Below are 17863 nucleotides of genomic sequence, written 5' to 3'. Positions count from 1 at the left end.
TCCCCGTCAAGCGCCGTGCGCTACATCACCGCCGTCAGGTGGGCCGCCGGGGGCGCCGCCATTTGCGGCCAGGGCAGGCTGCCGGCCGCATCGCGCAATTCGACCAGCCCGCGCCCGAACTGGCGCGGATGCGCAACGATGCGCAGCGCCCTGCCGTCAAAGTCGCGGAAACTCAGCGTTGCGCTGCGGTTGTCCTCGGACAGCGCCTGGCGCAAGACCTGAAGCGCGATGGCCTGTCCCAGCCGCATGTCCTGGTGGTTTTCGGAGGGGTAGAACCCGCCGGACACCACCCGCGCCATGGCCGTATTGGCGACCAGCAGGTCCAGTTCGTCGGCAAGGTCCATGGGCGCCGCCGATTTGCCCGCCAGCCGCAGGTGACGGGGCCGCGAAGTGTCGAACACCGCCTTCATCAAGGTGGCCAGCGCCCCGGCAACCACCACATGCGCGGCGGCATCAGACGGGTAGACCGAGCCCGAACAGCTGCCGAGCGGCAGGAACAGGCTTTGGTCGAACCGCTGCGGGCCGCGGGCGGCGGCGTTGGCGTGGCTGACCCAGCCCAGCAGGTTCGCGCTGTGGCGGGCCAGCATGTCGGCCGCATGGCGATAGCGCGCATCGGGCATGTGCTCTTGCCGCTCTTCGCGGGCCAGGTAGACGGTCATCCGCGCCGCGGTCACGCCGGGGCGGGTCAGCCTGTCGGCCTGGGCCAGACGGCGCAGGGCCGCCCAGCGCGCCTGCTCTTCGGCCTGGGCCATCAGCGCGAAAAGGCGGCCACCCGTCCAGCGTCCGGGCGTACCGGGCACGGGCGCCAGCCCTTCGTCAAAGGGTGTGCCATGCGCAAGGCTGGCCAGCGTGGCGCAATGAAAGGCCCGCGCCGGGGGCGCATCAAAGACGTGCCGGGCCAGCTGCGCCAGTGTGGTGATCTGCGCTCCGGCCGCGCCGCGCCCCGGCAATGCCAACCCCGCGCCGCTGTGCGCCGCGCACCATTGCGACCACTCGGACAGTTGCGCCGACGCGGCGGGCGCGGGCAGCGGCCCCTTGGCCGGACCGACCGGGTGATCGGTGGCAAACAGCCCCGACAGCCGCATCCCGGCACCGTCAGGGCGCCGGACTCCGGATCGCAACAGGGTTTTCAAGGTCATCTGCGCCTGACCGTTCCACCGGATCGCCCGGCGCTCGGCGGCCGGGGGCGACGCCGCCCCCGCCAGATCCGGCAAGGGCGCCGCAGCATCACACCAAGGCAGGCTGCGCATTTCGCACAACAGCTCGTGCAGGTTGAACCGGGTCGCGCCATTGATGCGCACCGTGCAATGGGGATTGTCCAGATCGTCCAGGTGGCATTCGGACATCAGCGCCAGGGCAAACAGTTCGGCCATTTCCGCCGCCAGTTCCGAAACCGACAAACGCGGGGCCGCGGGCAGGTCAAGCGGTTCGGGGCGCATCGGCTGCGCCGGGCCAGTGCCTTGGACGACGCGCAGGAAGCCATGGGTAAGCGGGGTGTGTCGGGTCATCGCAAAGGTCCAGTTCGGCAGAGGGCGCTGGAAGGCAGCGTGGTTGACGATAGGTTAACCTCACTCTGCGCCTGCCTGCGTGATCGCATCGCAAATCCGCCGTGAATGATGGGTGAATCCGCCAGAAATTGCCCAGACATGCCCAAAGGGTCGCCAATTTCCCGCGTGAATAGACCGTAAACAGCCGCGCCATTCTTGACGCAGCGCCCCATGCCGGACTTACCTGAGACCATAGATTGAGACATTTGCAGGAGGCCCCGATGGGATTGAAATGGACCGACGCGCGCGATGCGCGCTTTCGCGATGCCTATCTGGACTGGTCGGACCTGCTGACGCGTCGGCGCGCGGCCTTGCCGCCTGCGCAACCCGACTCCGGCCAGGAGTACGAGCCGATCTTTGTGCGCCTTGTCGGACCGGGCGCGCGCACGGGGCTGATCGCAGCGCTGGCGGATGGTTCGGGGCGGCTTTTGATGGATGGCCATGAATATGCCGAGCTGACGGCGCGGGCGGCCCCCACGGATGCCTTGGCCGGACTGCCGGACGAATATGCGCTCTACCGCCGCCTTGGCACGTCGGATGCCGAATTCGCCGCCTTGTTCGAGGTTCTCGATACCGGCGTTCCCGTGGTGATTTCCGATGCGGCCAGCCCTGCCGCGCCCGTCGCCCCGGCCCCGGCCAACCCGCAAAAGGGTGCTCCGATCATCGCGGTCGTCGACGACGGCATCGGCTTTCTCAACGCCCGGTTCCGCAGGCAAGCGGCCGATGGCACGCAGACCAGCCGCTTTCACGCGCTCTGGCTCCAGTCGCTGGAACAGCGCGGGCCCGGTGGCGGTGTCCTGCTGGGCGAAACCCTGTCGCAGACCCAGATCACCGCCCTGCTGGCGCAGCCCGAATGTGCCGCCTATGCCGCGCTGAACGATCGCCTGTTCAAAGGCGAGGCCCGTCAGATCACCGGGTTTTCCACGACCCACGGCACCCATATCCTTGATCTGGCGGCAGGGGCTGATCCGGCGGGCGACGACGCGGTTCGCGACTGGCCGCTGCTGGCGGTGCAATTGCCGCCACAGGCGATCGAGGACACCTCGGGCACCCGCTTCGAAAGCTACATGGTGCAGGCGGTGCGCTGGATCCTGCGCCGCGCCGGCGAGATCGACAAGACCGCGCCGGTGATCGTCAACCTGTCGCTGGGCGTGCTGGCCGGCCCCAAGGACGGCAGCCGCTTTGTCGAATACCAGATCGCCCGCGAGGCGGCGGAATGGGAACGGGTCACTGGCCAGCCGGTGCGCATCGTCTGGTCCTTTGGCAATGACCACCAGGGGCACCTGGTTGCCCGGTTTAAGTACAAGGCGGCAGACAATCGCAAGCGCACCGACCGCGACATCACCTGGCGCGTGCAACCCTGCGACCAGACCCCAAGCTACCTGGAACTGCGCCTGCCGCGCAGGGATATGGGCGATCTTCAGGTCGCCCTGACCGCGCCCGATGGCACGACGTCCGGGTTTGGCCCACTTGCCCCCGGCCAGCTACGCAGTCTTGAACAGGACGGCCAGGCCATCGCCCGCCTGTACCACGTGCCCGCGCGGGACTTCGGCACCGGAGTGGTGAGCCCGGCCCATGTGGTCCTGGCCCTTGCCCCCACAGAAGCGCGCAAGCAGGCCGAGCCCGAGGCCCCTTCTGGCGCATGGCGCGTCACGCTGCGCCACGAGGGCCCCGAGGCGCTGGAGCCGGTCCTGCAAATCCAGCGCGACGATGCCCTGCGCGGCTATCGCGCCCAGGCACGGCAAAGCTATTTCGACGACGCCGACGCGCATGACTGGAACCCCGAGGCGATGGACTACGGGGCCTATGCCCCCGGTTGCCCGATCACCCATGAAGGCACGCACAGCGCCATGGCGACAGCCCCGGCCCGGCAGGTGTTTTGCGTCGCCGCAGCAGCGCATCGCGGCGGCCCGCAAGGCGATCAACCCGCCCGCTACAGCGCCCAAGGCGCGCCCTGGTCGGTTCCCGGCCCCACGGCCGCGGTCAGCGCGCAGGACGGGGTGTTTCATCGCGGCCTGCTGGCCAGCGGTACGCTCAGCGGCTCGGCCCGCGCCATTGGGGGGACCAGCGCCGCTGCCGCGCGGTTGACCCGGGCCCTGGGCCATTCGGCGAAACGGATCGTCAAGAACGCCGGCAAAGGCAGGCCAAGCGCCGATCTTGATCCGGCAAGGATCGACCTGCTGGCCGTCGAGGACGGCAAGGCCGCCCGCCTTGGGGATTACCTGGTGCAGCTGCGCGACCTGCCGCCCCGGATGGATGCGCCGCAGGACAAGGACACCGCCCCGCTGGTGGGATGATAAAAAGCCGGGGGCCTTGCGGCGCCCCGGCCTACCAATACGCTTCGGTCAGGGCCAGGGCCCCGACGTTCACCACCTAAAACCGATTACCACTCGTCCTTGGCGGTGGCCCACATCCGGGCCAGCCAGGTCGGCACCGCGTCACCCGACAGCGGGGCCGACGACGTCTCGATCACCGAGGCATCGTCGAGGGCAGAAGAAAGCAGGGAAAGGTTAAAATCACCCTTATAGGTATCGCCGTGGTACAGCCGCGCGGTTGTCTGCGTCTCGCCCTCCAGCTTGCGCACCAGGGCCTCGGCTACGGTGACGCCCAGCACGGCGCCGGCCATGCTGTCGGTGGGGAAATGCACACCGGCGATGGTCCGGTTCATCGCGATCCGGGCGGCATGGCGGTACAACTCGTTCCCCGAGGCGATCTCGGACGCCGGGTCAAAGGCGCGGTTGTAGAACAGCCGGGTCAGCAGGGTCGCCAGTGCAAAGGCTTCGGTCGCGTGTCCCGAAGGCCAGGCGCCATGCCCCGGCGTCTGGATGATCGGCTGGACCTTGTAAGACATGGCGATGGGCCGGGCGACGTCAAACCCGAACTTGAGCGGATGTTCGATCCCCTGCATCAGCCGCAAAACCGCGTAGTGCAGCATCAAGGTCCACTTGGTCGCCGCCGGGGACATGTGCCCCACCAGCCCGAAAAAGGATTTGAGGTTGCTCATCTGCACCTTGATCTCGCCCAGCCTGTCGGGGCGCAGATCGGCCGCCGTGCGCAGATAGGGCAGCTGGTGCTGGGCCAGGAAATCATCGGCCGGCTTGTGCAGGGTGACGATGGGCTGGCCCTGGCAGCGGACCGTGCCAATGGTGTTGGCCTGCGCCGCATTGTCCAGCGCGACGTCGAACATGGACCCGATGGCCTGGTCCAGGACCTTTGCCTTGGGCGTGCCGCCCAGCGTCTGATAGGCTGCCCAACTGTCGCGTCCGGTGCTTTTGGGGGTGCGGTCCGCGGTGCCGTCCCAGAACCCGACCGTGCCGTCGCGGGCCGCGCCTAGCGCGCCGCTGGGCGCCCTGCCGCCGCGGCCATCATAGCCGTCATAGCCGTCATACCCATCATAGCCATCGTAACCGTCATACCCGTCGTAACCATCATACCCATCATATCCGTCATAGCCCAACCGCGGCATAATAAGTCCCTTTCAAATGCAATGCCCCAACCTTTGTCGAAACCGGACCACGGGTCAAAGCCCGATCGCCCTGTGCCAAAGGATTAACGAAGAATTCACGACAGTTGCCGCCTCTTCGACCCGGTGTTAGCGTGTCAGGTGAACTCCAACGCAGACAGGACTATGGACAACAGGCCCCTGACGCTTCGCATCTCACTGCTTGGCCCGCTTCGGATGGTTGGGGCCAAGGGTGACGTGCTGACCCCCAAGGGCGCCAAGAACCAGGCCCTGCTGGCGCTGCTGGCGCTCAGCCCCGGCATGTCCCGCCCCCGGCGCTGGATCGAGGACAAGCTGTGGTCGACCTTTGGCCCCGAACAGGCCAGCGCCAACCTGCGCCAGGCGCTCAGCAAACTGCGCAGCGCCCTGGGCGATCATGCCGATGCCTTGCGGGCCGACCGCACCACCGTGTCGCTGGATCGCAAACAGATCTGGGTCGACAGCCTTGACGATGTGCTGCCCCTGGACGACCGGGTCGAGCTGCTGCAGGGCATCGACGTGCGCGACCCCGAGTTCGAGGAATGGCTGCGGATGGAGCGCGCCGCGCTCAGCACCCGCATTGCCCGCGCCAAACCGACCCCCGCCACCGGCATCCTGATCCATTGCAACGCCTTGGCCGAAGACCCCGGGCGCGAAAGGATGATGGGGGAAATCCTGGCCAACCAGATCGGCGAAAACATCTCGGAACAGATCCGCGCCTGGCGCCAGGACCGCGACCTGCCCGACGGTTTGTCGAACCTGCCGCCCAGCGACGTGACGATTTCAACCCAGCTGGTGCCCGACGACACCGGTCATTCGGTGTTCATCAAGGCCGTGCATCAAAGCAGCGGGCGCATCCTGTATTCCAAGCTGCAGCATGTGGACCGGTTGAACGACATTCTGGAAACCGAGGTTTCGGTCGGCAAGACCGTCTTCGAAGCCGCTGACCAGATCATCGGAAAACTGCCGCAGGTGCTGGAAGGCACGCGCCCCGAAACCCGCGCGACCGCCCTGTCGCGGCTGGGGCTATACCGGATGTTCAGTTTTGAACGCAGCGCCCTGCGCGAGGCTTACGGCCTGATGAAACAGGCCTATGACCACGACAACAATGGCGTCTACCTGGCCTGGACGGCGCTGATCCGCACCATCCAGATCGTCGAGCTGGCCGAGGACGACGCCGCCGGGCTGCGCGAAGAGGCGGTCGAACTGCACTACAAGGCGCTGGAAAGCGGCACCGACAATGCCCTGGTCCAGGCCCTGGCCGCCAAGATCAAGGGCACCGCCCTGCGCGACGGCGCCGGCTTTTTCGAACTGGCCAAGCGCGCGGTGGAACGCAACCCCGCCAATGCCATTGCCTGGAATTCGCTGGCCGAGGCGCATCTGTTCGCCGGGCAATTCGATCAGGCGCTGGCCGCGTCGAAACGGGCCAGCCACATCGCCTCGACCTCGCCTTTCAAGCATTGGTGGGACACCGGGCGCTGCCTGATCGCCATTGCCTGCAACAAGCCCGACGAAGCCATCGAGGCAGGCGAGGCGGCGACCCGTTCGGCGCCCTTGTCGCGCCCGGCGCATCGCCAGCTTTTGGCGCTGTATGCCCTGCAGGGCGATCTGGACAAGGCGCGGGCCGTGGCCGACAAGCTGACCAAGATCGAACCGGGCTTTTCGCTGGATCGTCTTGTGAACGACGCCAGCTATCCGGTCACGACCCTGCGCAAGAACGGCATGCTGGAACCGATCCGCGCCCTGCTTTAGGCGTCAGGTCAAGCGGCGCAACAGATCCCTTGACGGTGTGCCGGTGACGGGCAGCCCCTGCTCTTGCTGATAGGCGCGAATGGCGGCTTCGGTCTTTTTGCCCAGCACCCCATCCGGGGTTCCGGCGTCGAAACCGCGCTGGGTCAGCCCCCTTTGCAGCGCCTTGCGGTCGTCCAGCGTCAGCCCGTACTGGTCCGGCCCGAACCCGGCGCTGAGCGGGCCGCCCCCGTTCAGACGATCCGCCAGGTATCCGATGCCCAGCCCGTAGTTTTCCGACGGGTTATAGCGCAGGATCATGTTGAAGTTGTGATAGACCAGAAAGCTGGGCCGCCCCAGCCCCATCGGCGCCAGCAGCGCCGCAGACCCGTGATCGGGAAGCGAGCCGCCCTTGGCTGGACGCAGCCCCAGATCGCGCCAGGTGGCGACGCTACGCGTGTTGCCGCGCCCGGTGGGACCGGAATAGCCATTGGGCACCGTCACTTCCAGGCCCCAGGTCTGGCCCCGGCGCCAACCGGCCCGCGACAGGAACCGCGCGGTGCTGGCCAGCGCGTCGGTGGGGTCTTCGGTCCAGATGTCGCGCTTGCCGTCGCCGTTGAAATCGACCGCATTGGCCTGATAGGCGTTGGGGATCAGCTGGGTATGACCCATGGCCCCGGCCCAGCTGCCGACCAGCTGCGCGGGCCGCGCGTCACCAGTCTGGATGATGCGCAGCGCGTCCATCAGGTTGGATTCAAAGAACCGCCCGCGCCGCCCTTCCCAGGCCAGCGTCGAGGTGGCAGAGATCACCGGGATGGTGCCGCGCTTGGTGCCGAAATAGCTTTCCAACCCCCAGACCGCGCCCAGGATATGCGGCGGCACGCCATAGCGGTCCTCGATCTGGCGCAGGGTGCCGATCTGCCGGGCATAAAGCGGTTTGCCAAAGCGCAGCTTTTCCTCGGGGGCGACGATGGCCAGGTAATCCTCGAGCGAGCGTTTGAATTCGGTCTGGTTGCGGTCGCGTTCGATCACCCCGGGCAGATAGCCCTGCCCGCGAAAGCCCGCGTCAAAGGTGGCGGCGCTGATGCCCTGCGCCATGGCGCGATCGCGGAACGCCGCGACCCAAGCATCGTAGGAGGCGTTGGGTTGCGGCCGCAGATCCGGGTCGGTTGCCGGATCGGGGCGTGCCACGGCGGGCGCCCGCCCGCCACCTGTCCCGACGCACCCCGAAAGAGAAATCGCCGCGATCCCGATCGAGAAAGCCCGCCTGCTGATGGTCATGTCATTCACCCTGCTCTTATTGGTTTTCGATACTCTATCGTGGATCGCAGCCCCCCGAAAGTGGCGCGCGCGGCCTTGGCAAAGATCTGCGCGCACAACCCATGGTAGTTGACACAACGCTATTCACCACACAAAATATGGGCAGGAGGCTGCCATGACCCTTCGCAAGCTGATCCTTTTTGCGCTGGCCCTGTCCCTGCTTGGGCTGGCGGGTGCCCTTGCCGCTGACCGGCTGACCAGCGCTGTTGCCATGCACAACACCGCGCGCGCCCTGTCGGCGTTCTTTTTCGCCGCCGTGCTGGTGTTGCTGGCCGGGCTGGCGCTGCTGTCGGCGCTGCGCAAACCGCGCATCCCCCCGGATCAGGACACGATCCCGGCCGAGGCCGAGCATCCCCAGACCTGACGCCTTGCGGTCTTGCCCAAGGTTAATGCCCGTCGATGGCGGCCGTGCTCAACTGCGTTCAGGCGGCTTGCTCCAACCCCAATAGCGCCAAGACGCTTTGCCAAGTGTCGAAAGCCTGGGCAGGCCGCCATAGCAAACCGGAGCCAGACCATGACCCTACGTTTTCCTGTTGTCCTTGCCGCGGCCAGCCTGCTGCTGGCCTCTGCCTGCGAAAACCTGACACCCGAACAGCGCACCGTCGTCGGCATCACCGCCGGGGCCGCCGCTGGCCTGATCACCGCCAACGCGCTGAACGCCGACAAGGACTGGCGCCTGATCGCAGCGCTGGCCGGGGCTGCGGCCGGTACGCTGGTCGCGCAGAACGCGGCCACTGGCAATTGTGCCTATGCGCGCGGCGACGGCACCTATTACACCCGCCCCTGCCCCTAGGTCTGCCAAAACCGCGCGCCGCCATGCCGTGACAGGCCGGGGCGCGCGGCCGCTGGATCAAGCGCCAGTAGCGGCGACCATCAGAACGGCATCGGCCGCCTCTTCGCCCTTTTTGACGAAATGGGCGCGGAAGAACCCGACATGTTCGTCGCTGGGCTGGAAATGGTGCGGCGTCAGCGACACCGAAAACACCGGAACCCCGGTGTCCATTTGCGCCCGCATCAGCCCGTCGACCACCGCGGCGGCGACGAAATCGTGGCGATAGATGCCGCCATCCACCACCAAAGCGGCGCAGACCACTGCGTCATACGTGCCGCTTGCCCCCAGTTTCTTGGCCAGCAGCGGCATTTCAAAGGCCCCCGGCACGTCAAAAGCCGTGAGCTCATGCGCGGTGCCACAGGCCTTCATCCGGGCCTGGAACCCCACAAGGGCCTGATCGACGATGTCGGAATGCCAACGGGCCTTGATAAAGGCGATTTTCAGTTTTTCAGTCATGGAACCATCCTTGAGGTGTCAACAAATGGTCCCAAGGCGATTCCACCCGCGCGGGGCGCAAACCCCGTCGGCTGGTTCTCTTTCATCCGGACTATGACCGTCGGCCCCGGAATTTCACCGGTGTCTGCTGACCCTGCCACGCCGCAAAGGGGCGTTGGCAGGCGCTCGCGGGCTGTAACCGCCGGTGGGGAATTTCGCCCCGCCCTGAGAACGCGATTGGAATGCCGGGATTCATGGCAAAAAGCAAGGGCGTCAGCCGCCCTTGAGCCGTTGCATCAAAAAGACCTCGTTTTCCGGGGTCACGGGCAGATGGCGCCCGTTGGTGATTTCGCCGTCGATGGCCACCGACACGCCCGCCTGCAACAGCGGGCCAAGGGCCGGATGCGCCGCAACCAGCGCATCCAGCATTTCCCCGACGGTCGTTGCCTCGACCGTAACCACCTGCTGACCGTCCGCCAGACGGCGCAGGCCGGACCACAGGTTGACCTCGATCCTGGCCATGCGCCTTACCCTTTCAGCGCCTTGATCGCCGCCAGCACCTTGGGCGGGCTCATCGGCAGGTGGCGCAGGCGCGCGCCGGTGGCCGCGTGGATGGCGTTGGCGATCGCCGGCAGCGGCGGCGTGATGCCGGTTTCCCCGACCCCGCGCACGCCGTAGGGATGGCCGGGGTTCGGCACCTCGACGATGACCGTGTCGATCATCGGCAGGTCCGAGGCGACCGGCACGCGGTAGTCCAGGAACACCGGGTTCAAAAGGCGACCGTCCTTGTCATAGACATACTCTTCGTTCAGCGCCCAGCCGATGCCCTGCGCGGCGCCGCCCTGGTATTGGCCTTCGACATAGGACGGATGGATCGCGCGGCCTGCGTCCTGCACCACAAGGTAGCGCAGGATGGTCGTGCGCCCGGTTTCGGGATCAACCTCGACGTCGACAACATGCGCGCCAAAGCTGGCCCCGACACCCCCCGGCACCGATTCATGGTGGCCCGAAATGGGCCCGCCCGTGCTGCCCATCTTGCCGGCGATTTCGGCGATGGTCATCGGGGGGAACTTGCCGGCGTTGGGCCCGGCGGGCTGCGCCGCGCCATCGACCCATTCCACCGCCTCGGGTTCGATCCCCCATTCGGCTGCGGCGCGGCGGCACATTTCCTTGATCGCGGCCTCTGCGGCCTCGACCGCGGCCTTGCCGCTGGCAAAGGTGGCGCGGCTGCCGTGGGTGGGTTCATTGACGCCCAAGGCGCCGGTTTCGACCACGTTGACCCGCACGTCCTCGTAAGGAATGCCCAGCGTTTCCGCCGTCATCAGCGCGATCGAGGCGCGGCTGCCGCCAATGTCGGGCGTGCCCACCGACACCTGCGCGGTGCCATCTTCGGAAATCGCCATCGACACCGAGGTTTCGCCGCCATGGTTGAACCAATAGCCCGCTGCGATGCCCCGGCCCTGGTTCGGGCCCAGCGGCGCCGACAGGTTCGGGTGCGCCTTTGTCGCCTCGAGGGTTTCGATCAACCCGATCGAGCCGAACTTGGGCCCATAGCTGGAGGCATCGCCCGAACGCACGGCGTTCTTCAGGCGCACCTCCATCGGGTCAAGCGCCAGTTCGCGGCACATTTCATCCACAAGGCTTTCGACCGCAAAGGCGCCCATCGGCGATCCCGGCGCGCGGTAGGCGGCGCATTTCGGGCGGTTGGCCAGCACGTCATAGCCCACATGATGCACCGCAGGCAGTTTATAGGGCGCAAAGGCGCAATACAGCGCCATGTCGACCGGCGCGCCGGGAAAGGCGCCGCCCTGCATGCGGAACTCGGCGGTGGCGGCGGTGATGCTGCCATCCTTGGTCATGCCGATCTTGACGTCCATCGACGCCGAAGCGGTCGGCCCCGTTGCGCGCAACACCTCGGCGCGGCTCATGACCAGTTTCACCGGACGCCCGCCTGCCTTGCGCGACAGCGCCAGCGACAGGGGTTCCATGAAGATCGTGGTCTTGCCGCCAAAACCGCCGCCGATTTCCGACGGGGTCACACGCAATTGCGAGGTTTCCAGCCCCAGCACGGCGGTGCACATCTTGCGGATATACCATTGGCCCTGCGTGCAGACCCACATCTCGCCCTTGCCATCCTCGCCCAACTGGCCAAGGCAGGCGTGCGGTTCGATATAGCCCTGATGCGTGGCCTCGGTCTTGTAGGTCTTTTCCATGACCAGATCGGCCTTGGCAAAGCCTGCATCCGTGTCGCCGTGCCCGAATTCCATGTAGCGCACCACGTTGGGCGGGCTGCCTTCGGGCACGGTGGCATCGGCGGCGCCCTGGCGGATCACCGGGGCGTCGGGCTTGATCGCCTCGTCGACGTCGGTGACATGCGGCAGGACCTCGTATTCGACCTTGATCAGCCGCGCGGCATCCTGTGCCAGCAGCGCCGAGGTCGCGGCGACGGCGGCGACCGCATGACCGTCATACAGCGCGCGTTCCCCCGCCATGGTGTTTTCCTGCAGGTCCCAGTCCTCGCCGGTCAGCCCGGTTGGGAAATCGGCGCGGGTGATGACCGCCTTGACCCCGTCCAGCGCCATCGCCTTTGACGTGTCGATGCTGACGATCCGCGCATGGGCGTGGGGCGATCGGACCACCGCCGCGAACAGCATCCCCGGCGCCGAGATATCCGCGCCATAGCGCGCCCGGCCCGTGACCTTGTCCAGCCCGTCGGGGCGGTTGGGCCTGGTGCCGACCAGCTTGAATTCCTTGAACTCGTCCTTTGCCATCACGCAGCCCCCCGCATTTCCGCCGCCGCATCCATCACGGCGCGGATGATCTTGTCATATCCGGTACAGCGGCACAGGTTGCCCGCCAGCCAATAGCGCACCTCGGTTTCGCTTGGGTCCGGGTTCTTTTCCAGCAGCGATTTCGCCGCCACCAGAATGCCCGGCGTGCAGAACCCGCATTGCAGCGCTGCGTGTTCGATGAACTTGCGTTGCAACGGGTGCAGCGCCGCGCCCTCGGCCATGCCTTCGATGGTGCCGATCTGCTTGCCCTCGGCCTCGACGCCCAGCACAAGGCAGGAACTGACCAGCGTGCCATCCAGCGTCACCGAACAGGCACCGCAATCGCCCGTGCCGCAACCCTCTTTCGAGCCAGTCAGCCCAAGGTGGTCGCGCAGGCAGTCCAGCAGCGTTTCGCGCGGATCGGCGAGGAATTCGACCGTATCGCCGTTGACGGTGGTCGTCACATGTATCTTGCTCATTTCTCAGGCTCCTTTCGCGCGTTCAAGCGCGATGCGCGCGGCACGCTTGGCCAGAACGCCCGCCACTTCGGTGCGGAACTCGGCGGTGCCGCGTTTGTCGGAAATCGGTTTGCAGGCGGCCGTCACGGCAGCGATCAGGCTGTCCACCGCCGCATCGTCCAGCGTGGTGCCAATGATTGCCTGTGCCGCCTCGGGCACAAGGATCACGGTGGGCGCAACCGCCCCCAGCACGATGCGGGCCTCGGTGATGGTGTCGCCGTCAACCCGCAGGTTCACAGCGCAGCCCACCACCGCAATGTCCATTTCGGTGCGCGGGATAAAGCGCAGATAGGCATCGCCGCCCCCTGCCCCGCGCGGCGGCAGCGTGATCCCCGAGATCACTTCGCCCGCCCCAAGCGAGGTCTTGCCCGGCCCCACCGGGATATCCTGAACGGCAACCTCGCGCACCCCCTTGGGGCCCGTCACGGACACCAGGGCGCCCGCCGCCACCAGCCCCGGAACGCTATCCGCCGCGGGCGAGCCGTTGCACAGGTTGCCGGTCAGCGTCGCCCGGCCTTGGATCTGGGTCGAGCCGACCAGCTCCATTCCCTCGACCACGCCAGGCCAATCGGCGCACAGCCCGGCATGAGCGCCCAGTTCGGCCCCCGAAACCGCGATGCCGATCCGCCAGCCGCCGTCGGGCGTCTGCGCGATGTCATGCACCCCCGGGATATTCTTGAGATCGATCAGATCGTCCGGCAGGACCATGCCCGCGCGCATCTGGACCAGAACATCCGTGCCCCCGGCCAGATACCGCGTCACGCCCTGCGCGGCGGCTGCAATGCCGACCGCATCTTCGAAGGATGTCGGATTGTGATAGCGCATGTCGCCTCCCTGTTGTCTTGTGTCCGGTCTTGCCGGGCGCAACGCCCCGCCGCCGGAATGGTTGCAGCGCAGGGCGTGCCGCCTGCGCGTGTCGTCCGTTCCCCATACCCGGGAACACTGATCCTGTCAGAGCGCATCCTGCGCCTGTTGAAACCTGCAAATCCAGCTGGCCGCATTGTGGTCAGTCTGCCAAGCCTGCGCAATGCAATTCTGGGCAAATCCGGCGACGCGCCCCGACGTTCCCGGCGATTTCGACCCGCCGCCGAAACCGCCACCCCACAGCATTCCGGCGACGCAAAAAGAAATGTTGCGCACCCCCTTGCGCGGACCGAAAATCCCACCATCTTCCCCGCATCCGGGCGCGAGGCTCCGTCCGGCGGCTGCAGACGCGGGGTTCGCGTCGAGAGCGCCTTCCTCCTACGGGACACCCCCATGCGCATTCTTTTCGCCGCGGTCATGACCGCCCTTGTCGCCAGCCCTGTACTGGCCGACGAAACCTCGGGTCAGGTTCTGGCCTTTGATCGTGTCGACGGCATCCTTGTCCTGACCGACAAAACCGTCTGGAACATTGCCGCCGATCTGGACATGCCGTCCGATCTGGGCGCCGGCGACATGATCAAGATCGACTATCAAAGCGATGGCGAAAACGGGCTGACTCGGATCAACAGCATCGTTCGCGAATAAGACCGGACCGGCCGCCAGCAATGCGGCCGAAACAGATCGCACAGCCCAAAAGGGGCGCCACTGGGCGCGCCCCTTTCTGTGCGCGCCCGACCGTGGCGCGCGGCCCGAGTTGACCCCAAGGCGCGGCGCGCGCAATGTTGGCCTGATCATACTCTGTCAGGACCAGATGCGCACCCGCCTTGCCACGACCCTTGCCCTGTTGTTCTGCCCCCTCGCGCCGCTATCGGCCGAGCCGCTGCGCTGCGCCCCGCCCCCGTTTGACGATCTGCCGGAATTGCAAGGCACCCTGACGGCGCTTGCCCCGGCGATGCAGGCCTTTCCGACGCTGCAGACCGCGCTGGAAACCCGCGTACGGGAAATCTGCATTTCGTCGCAGCTGCGTGATGCGCAGGGGTATTTCGAACCCGAAACCCGCAGGCTGGTTCTGTCCGACGGGCTCTCGCCCGGCCTGCAACAGGCAGTGCTGATCCACGAACTGCGCCACGCACAGCAATTCGGCATGGGCAGCTGTCCCTCTCTTGACCTGGCGATGACCGACTATGCCCAGGCGGTTTTCGCGATGGAGGCCGATGCCAGCGTTGCCAGCCTTGTGGTGGCCCGGTACCTGCTGGACAACGGCCAGCCCCGGATGTGGGAGGCCCTGATCGCCTGGCCCTTGCAAGGCGATATCGCGCAGGTCTTTCAGCAGGCCTGGACCCGGCACGCCGATCTGGGTGCGGCGGCGGCGCAGGCCTTTGACGCCTGGTTCGACAATCCCGCCCGGCTGCAGACCTATTACGTGGCAAGCTGCATGGATTACCTTGACCAGACCGAGCGCGACCACCTCCTGCCGCAGTACCAACACCTGTCGCCCGCCTTTTACGATCAGCTGTGCCGCCTGCCCGACGGGCGCGCCTATGCCTGCGCTGCACCGGAAAAGGACGGGTTTTTCGATTGACCAAGGGCCGCGCGATCCGCACTGTTCGCCCATGGTTTCAGGAGTCAATTCCATGCGCGCCTTGCTGATCACCGCCCTTCTTGCCGCCACGCCGGCCGCCGCCTGGGACGAACCGCAGCGCGGCACCCAGACCCGCACCGACATGATGGATGCGATCCGCCCGCATATCGAATGGGCGCTTGGCGCACCGATCGAATTCGTGATCTGGGATTTGCGCGTTGACGGCAATGTCGGCTTTGCCAGCGTCATGGCCCAGCGCCCCGGAGGCGGTGTCATCGACGTCGCCCGGACGCCCGCCGCGCGTCGGCAGGAAATCGACCCGACCGTGGGGGACGGCGCGACGGTGCAGGCCTTGCTGCAGAAATCCGGCAACGTCTGGGTCGCAACCCATCACGCCATCGGCGCCACCGACGCCTGGTGGTACTGGGACGAATTCTGCCCGACCTGGGCCCCCGTCATTCCCGAAGCCTGCGGCGGCTAGCCCCAAGGTCGCCTGAACGATTTCACCGCCCCGGTTGGAACCAAAGCCGCATTTCAGGGTTGATTAACCATAGGAACATCACACCCAAAGGGAGTAAGACCCATGGAATACGGCTTTTTCGGACTGCTCATCCTTATCGCGGACCTTTATGCGATCTATCAGGTCCTGACGTCGTCCGCCTCGACCGCGGGCAAGATCGTCTGGACGCTGGCCATCCTCATCCTGCCGGTGCTTGGCTTTATCGCCTGGCTGGTGGCAGGCCCGCGCGGCGCCGTGGCTCGGGTGTAATACGCTGCATTCAAATCAACAAAGGCGGGCCTTTTGGCCCGCCTTTCGTGTTTCCAACGACCCCGTTTCAGAAATCAAAGATGTCGCCCAGGATATCGGCGATGCCGCCCCTTTTCCTGGGCGCGCCCTCTGACCGGCTGACCGTGTCTTCGTAAACGTCCTGGGACTGCGGCGCAGGCGGCACCGCATAGCTGGCGGCGCGTTCGATGATCTTGTCCAGCTCGCCCCGGTCCAGCCAGACACCCCGGCAGGTCGGGCAATAGTCAATCTCGACCCCGGTGCGGTCTGTAATCACAAGATCGGTTCCATCGACGGGACATTTCATGGCGCGCTCTCCTTTTCAAAACCTGTGTCAGAGATAGGCAATCCGGCGGCGTTTTCAGCCCGGCGCGGCAAATATTTCCAAGCCCGCGCTTGAGATGCGCCGCAAAAGCCGTAGTGTCGCCCCTGCGCGACAGGACAGGCCCAAGACCTCCGGTGCAGGTGTCACCTGGCCAGCCCCCGCCGCAGCCAACAGGAGCCTGCCCATGCCCATCACCGCCTTTGATCACGTCAATGTCCGCACCGCGAACCTGCGGGCCATGGTTGACTGGTATGGCGCGATCCTTGGTTTGCACCCCGGGCCGCGCCCGCCCTTTCGCATGGGCGGGGCTTGGCTGTATCTGGCCGATCAGCCCTATATCCACCTGGTCGAGGTGGGCAGCACCCCGCAGGCGGGCGGCGATTGCACGCTGGAACACTTCGCCTTTCGCGCCACGGACATGGCCACTTTCATCTCCCGGCTGACGCAGGCGGGGATAGAACACAGCATCGACCCGGTGCCGGATTTCCCCATCGTGCAGGTCAATTTCCGCGATCCCGACGGGAACCACATCCACGTCGATTTCCACAAGGACGAGATGGCCGGACTGTAGCCCCGGCACGCGCCGCTACTGCAACCCGTCCGGCCCGTGTTTCAGAATGACCGGCACGATCAGGTCTTCTTCGTCTTCCAGATGGCGCAGCAACATCGCCTCGAACGACAGCGCCTCGGAGTGAAAGGCGCCTGCCTCGGCCTGGCCTTGCAGCACGCCATTGGCCGACCGGGTGAACCGGTCCAGCAGACCGTCCATCGCGTGATGGTCGCGGTCCAGGATGTCAAAGCCCCGCGTCAGCGCGGCTTCGCGGCGGCTGAGCACGGGGAAATAATGCATGTCCTCGATCTGGTGGTGGCCGTGCAACTGTTGCACCAGCATCCCGCCAAAGCGCGACAGGCGCGGATTCCACTGCGAGGCGGCCAGACGCCCGTCGATCGCCGCCTCGGCGTCGGTGCGCAGCATGTCGCACAGCCGGCGGAACATCATGTGCCGGTCCAGCCAAAAGGCGACCAGTCCGGCAAAATTGGCGTGATGCTGCCATTCGTCCCGCGGGAAATCCTCCAGCAGAAGGCGCAGCGCCTCGGGCAACCCTTCGCGGGTCTTCAGATCAAGGTTCGTGTCCATACCCGCAAAGTGTGGACCGGGCGCGATAAGTCAACGCAGTACGTGCACAGCACATGCGGCGTGGCGCACAACCTGCGCTGCGGTCGAGCCCAGCAAAAGATCCTGCATGCCCGGACGATGCGACGCGATGACAATCAGATCGACTTCGTGATCCTTGGCCCAGTCCAGGATGGTGCGCCCGGAGTGGCCTTCGATCACCAGCCCGCGGCCGCCCTTGATATCGGCGGCCATATCGGCCAGCTCGCCCGCGATCGCCTGACGCGCCTGCGCCGAGTAATCCGCTGGCAGGTAGCTGATGGCATAGCCAGGAACGCGCTCCATGACGTGCAAAAGCGTGATCCTGGCCCCTTTCGCCGCAAGAACCTGCGCGATTTCGATCGCTGCCTTCGACTTTTCATCGCCGCCGGTTTCAAAGGCGATGGGCACAAGAATGTTGGTATACATGGTCCTGATCTCCGTTTTGCCCGTCAGTATCGCGCGGGACGGCAGGCCGCGCATTGACGCAGGTCATGCCGCGTTCTGTCCACATTTCGAC

At 66.2% G+C, this 17863-nt stretch carries 20 protein-coding genes and 1 riboswitch; of the genes, 9 read left to right on the top strand and 11 right to left on the bottom strand.

Annotated elements, in window-relative coordinates:
• Positions 1–20: 20 nt before the first annotated feature.
• Positions 21–1508, bottom strand: coding sequence for a bromoperoxidase (locus QF118_RS07725; RefSeq protein ID WP_282302049.1), 1488 nt, complete (start codon positions 1506–1508; stop codon positions 21–23).
• A 260-nt stretch (positions 1509–1768) separates the two neighbouring features.
• On the opposite strand from QF118_RS07725, the gene QF118_RS07720 reads away from it, so the two are divergent.
• A complete protein-coding gene (locus QF118_RS07720; protein ID WP_282302048.1) occupies positions 1769–3844 on the top strand; it encodes a S8/S53 family peptidase in 2076 nt (691 codons plus the stop codon).
• A gap of 86 nt (positions 3845–3930) precedes the next feature.
• Here the strand turns inward: QF118_RS07720 and QF118_RS07715 are convergent, their stop codons facing one another.
• The gene (locus tag QF118_RS07715) at positions 3931–5013 is read right to left on the bottom strand and encodes a phosphatase PAP2 family protein (RefSeq protein WP_282302047.1); all 1083 of its coding nucleotides are present in this window, start codon (positions 5011–5013) and stop codon (positions 3931–3933) included.
• Positions 5014–5175: 162 nt separating this feature from the next.
• Between QF118_RS07715 and QF118_RS07710 the strand changes: the two genes are divergently transcribed.
• Complete coding sequence (locus tag QF118_RS07710) at positions 5176–6780, top strand: AfsR/SARP family transcriptional regulator (RefSeq protein WP_282302046.1); 1605 nt, start codon at positions 5176–5178, stop codon at positions 6778–6780.
• A gap of 3 nt (positions 6781–6783) precedes the next feature.
• Here the strand turns inward: QF118_RS07710 and QF118_RS07705 are convergent, their stop codons facing one another.
• Entirely contained in the window at positions 6784–8037 is a 1254-nt protein-coding gene (locus QF118_RS07705) for a lytic murein transglycosylase (protein ID WP_282302045.1), read from the bottom strand.
• Between the two features lie 154 nt (positions 8038–8191).
• Here QF118_RS07705 and QF118_RS07700 point away from each other — a divergent pair, with 154 nt between their 5' ends.
• Together QF118_RS07700 and QF118_RS07695 are read left to right on the top strand one after the other, a co-directional pair.
• Positions 8192–8440, top strand: a complete 249-nt coding sequence (locus QF118_RS07700; RefSeq protein ID WP_282302044.1) for a hypothetical protein — start codon at positions 8192–8194, stop codon at positions 8438–8440.
• Between the two features lie 150 nt (positions 8441–8590).
• Positions 8591–8869, top strand: coding sequence for a YMGG-like glycine zipper-containing protein (locus QF118_RS07695; RefSeq protein WP_282302043.1), 279 nt, complete (start codon positions 8591–8593; stop codon positions 8867–8869).
• A 57-nt stretch (positions 8870–8926) separates the two neighbouring features.
• Here QF118_RS07695 and QF118_RS07690 read toward each other — a convergent pair whose 3' ends face one another.
• From QF118_RS07690 to QF118_RS07670, 5 genes are all read right to left on the bottom strand, one after another.
• The gene (locus QF118_RS07690) at positions 8927–9364 is read right to left on the bottom strand and encodes a 6,7-dimethyl-8-ribityllumazine synthase (protein WP_282302042.1); all 438 of its coding nucleotides are present in this window, start codon (positions 9362–9364) and stop codon (positions 8927–8929) included.
• Positions 9365–9434: 70 nt separating this feature from the next.
• A riboswitch (FMN riboswitch) is annotated at positions 9435–9580 on the bottom strand.
• 36 nt (positions 9581–9616) lie between these two features.
• Positions 9617–9865 (bottom strand): MoaD/ThiS family protein, encoded by a 249-nt coding sequence (locus QF118_RS07685; protein WP_282302041.1) that lies wholly within the window; start codon positions 9863–9865, stop codon positions 9617–9619.
• Between the two features lie 5 nt (positions 9866–9870).
• A complete protein-coding gene (locus QF118_RS07680) occupies positions 9871–12114 on the bottom strand; it encodes a xanthine dehydrogenase family protein molybdopterin-binding subunit (protein WP_282302040.1) in 2244 nt (747 codons plus the stop codon).
• Complete coding sequence (locus tag QF118_RS07675; RefSeq protein WP_282302039.1) at positions 12114–12593, bottom strand: (2Fe-2S)-binding protein; 480 nt, start codon at positions 12591–12593, stop codon at positions 12114–12116. The genes QF118_RS07680 and QF118_RS07675 overlap by 1 nt, the downstream gene beginning before the upstream one ends.
• Before the next feature lie 3 nt (positions 12594–12596).
• Positions 12597–13457 carry an FAD binding domain-containing protein gene (locus tag QF118_RS07670; protein ID WP_282302038.1) on the bottom strand — a complete coding sequence of 287 codons (861 nt, stop codon included), beginning with the start codon at positions 13455–13457 and terminating at the stop codon, positions 12597–12599.
• Between the two features lie 432 nt (positions 13458–13889).
• On the opposite strand from QF118_RS07670, the gene QF118_RS07665 reads away from it, so the two are divergent.
• The 4 genes from QF118_RS07665 to QF118_RS07650 all read left to right on the top strand — a co-directional run bounded on the left by QF118_RS07665 (position 13890) and on the right by QF118_RS07650 (position 15847).
• Positions 13890–14141, top strand: a complete 252-nt coding sequence (locus QF118_RS07665) for a hypothetical protein (protein ID WP_282302037.1) — start codon at positions 13890–13892, stop codon at positions 14139–14141.
• Between the two features lie 166 nt (positions 14142–14307).
• Positions 14308–15078 (top strand): DUF6782 family putative metallopeptidase, encoded by a 771-nt coding sequence (locus tag QF118_RS07660; protein ID WP_282302036.1) that lies wholly within the window; start codon positions 14308–14310, stop codon positions 15076–15078.
• Positions 15079–15130: 52 nt separating this feature from the next.
• On the top strand, positions 15131–15559 hold the full coding sequence (locus QF118_RS07655) for a hypothetical protein (RefSeq protein ID WP_282302035.1): 429 nt from the start codon (positions 15131–15133) through the stop codon (positions 15557–15559).
• Between the two features lie 102 nt (positions 15560–15661).
• The gene (locus QF118_RS07650; RefSeq protein WP_282302034.1) at positions 15662–15847 is read left to right on the top strand and encodes a PLD nuclease N-terminal domain-containing protein; all 186 of its coding nucleotides are present in this window, start codon (positions 15662–15664) and stop codon (positions 15845–15847) included.
• 67 nt (positions 15848–15914) lie between these two features.
• Here the strand turns inward: QF118_RS07650 and QF118_RS07645 are convergent, their stop codons facing one another.
• On the bottom strand, positions 15915–16172 hold the full coding sequence (locus QF118_RS07645) for a TFIIB-type zinc ribbon-containing protein (RefSeq protein WP_282302033.1): 258 nt from the start codon (positions 16170–16172) through the stop codon (positions 15915–15917).
• Between the two features lie 202 nt (positions 16173–16374).
• Between QF118_RS07645 and QF118_RS07640 the strand changes: the two genes are divergently transcribed.
• Positions 16375–16761 carry a VOC family protein gene (locus QF118_RS07640; RefSeq protein WP_282302032.1) on the top strand — a complete coding sequence of 129 codons (387 nt, stop codon included), beginning with the start codon at positions 16375–16377 and terminating at the stop codon, positions 16759–16761.
• Positions 16762–16776: 15 nt separating this feature from the next.
• Here QF118_RS07640 and QF118_RS07635 read toward each other — a convergent pair whose 3' ends face one another.
• Both QF118_RS07635 and QF118_RS07630 read right to left on the bottom strand, forming a co-directional pair.
• On the bottom strand, positions 16777–17328 hold the full coding sequence (locus QF118_RS07635) for a hemerythrin domain-containing protein (RefSeq protein WP_282302031.1): 552 nt from the start codon (positions 17326–17328) through the stop codon (positions 16777–16779).
• Positions 17329–17358: 30 nt separating this feature from the next.
• On the bottom strand, positions 17359–17772 hold the full coding sequence (locus QF118_RS07630) for a universal stress protein (protein WP_282302030.1): 414 nt from the start codon (positions 17770–17772) through the stop codon (positions 17359–17361).
• Positions 17773–17863: the final 91 nt, after the last annotated feature.

This window comes from Tropicibacter oceani (assembly GCF_029958925.1).
In the GTDB taxonomy this organism is placed as follows: domain Bacteria; phylum Pseudomonadota; class Alphaproteobacteria; order Rhodobacterales; family Rhodobacteraceae; genus Pacificoceanicola; species Pacificoceanicola oceani.
This window is presented reverse-complemented; position numbering and strand designations above follow the sequence as displayed.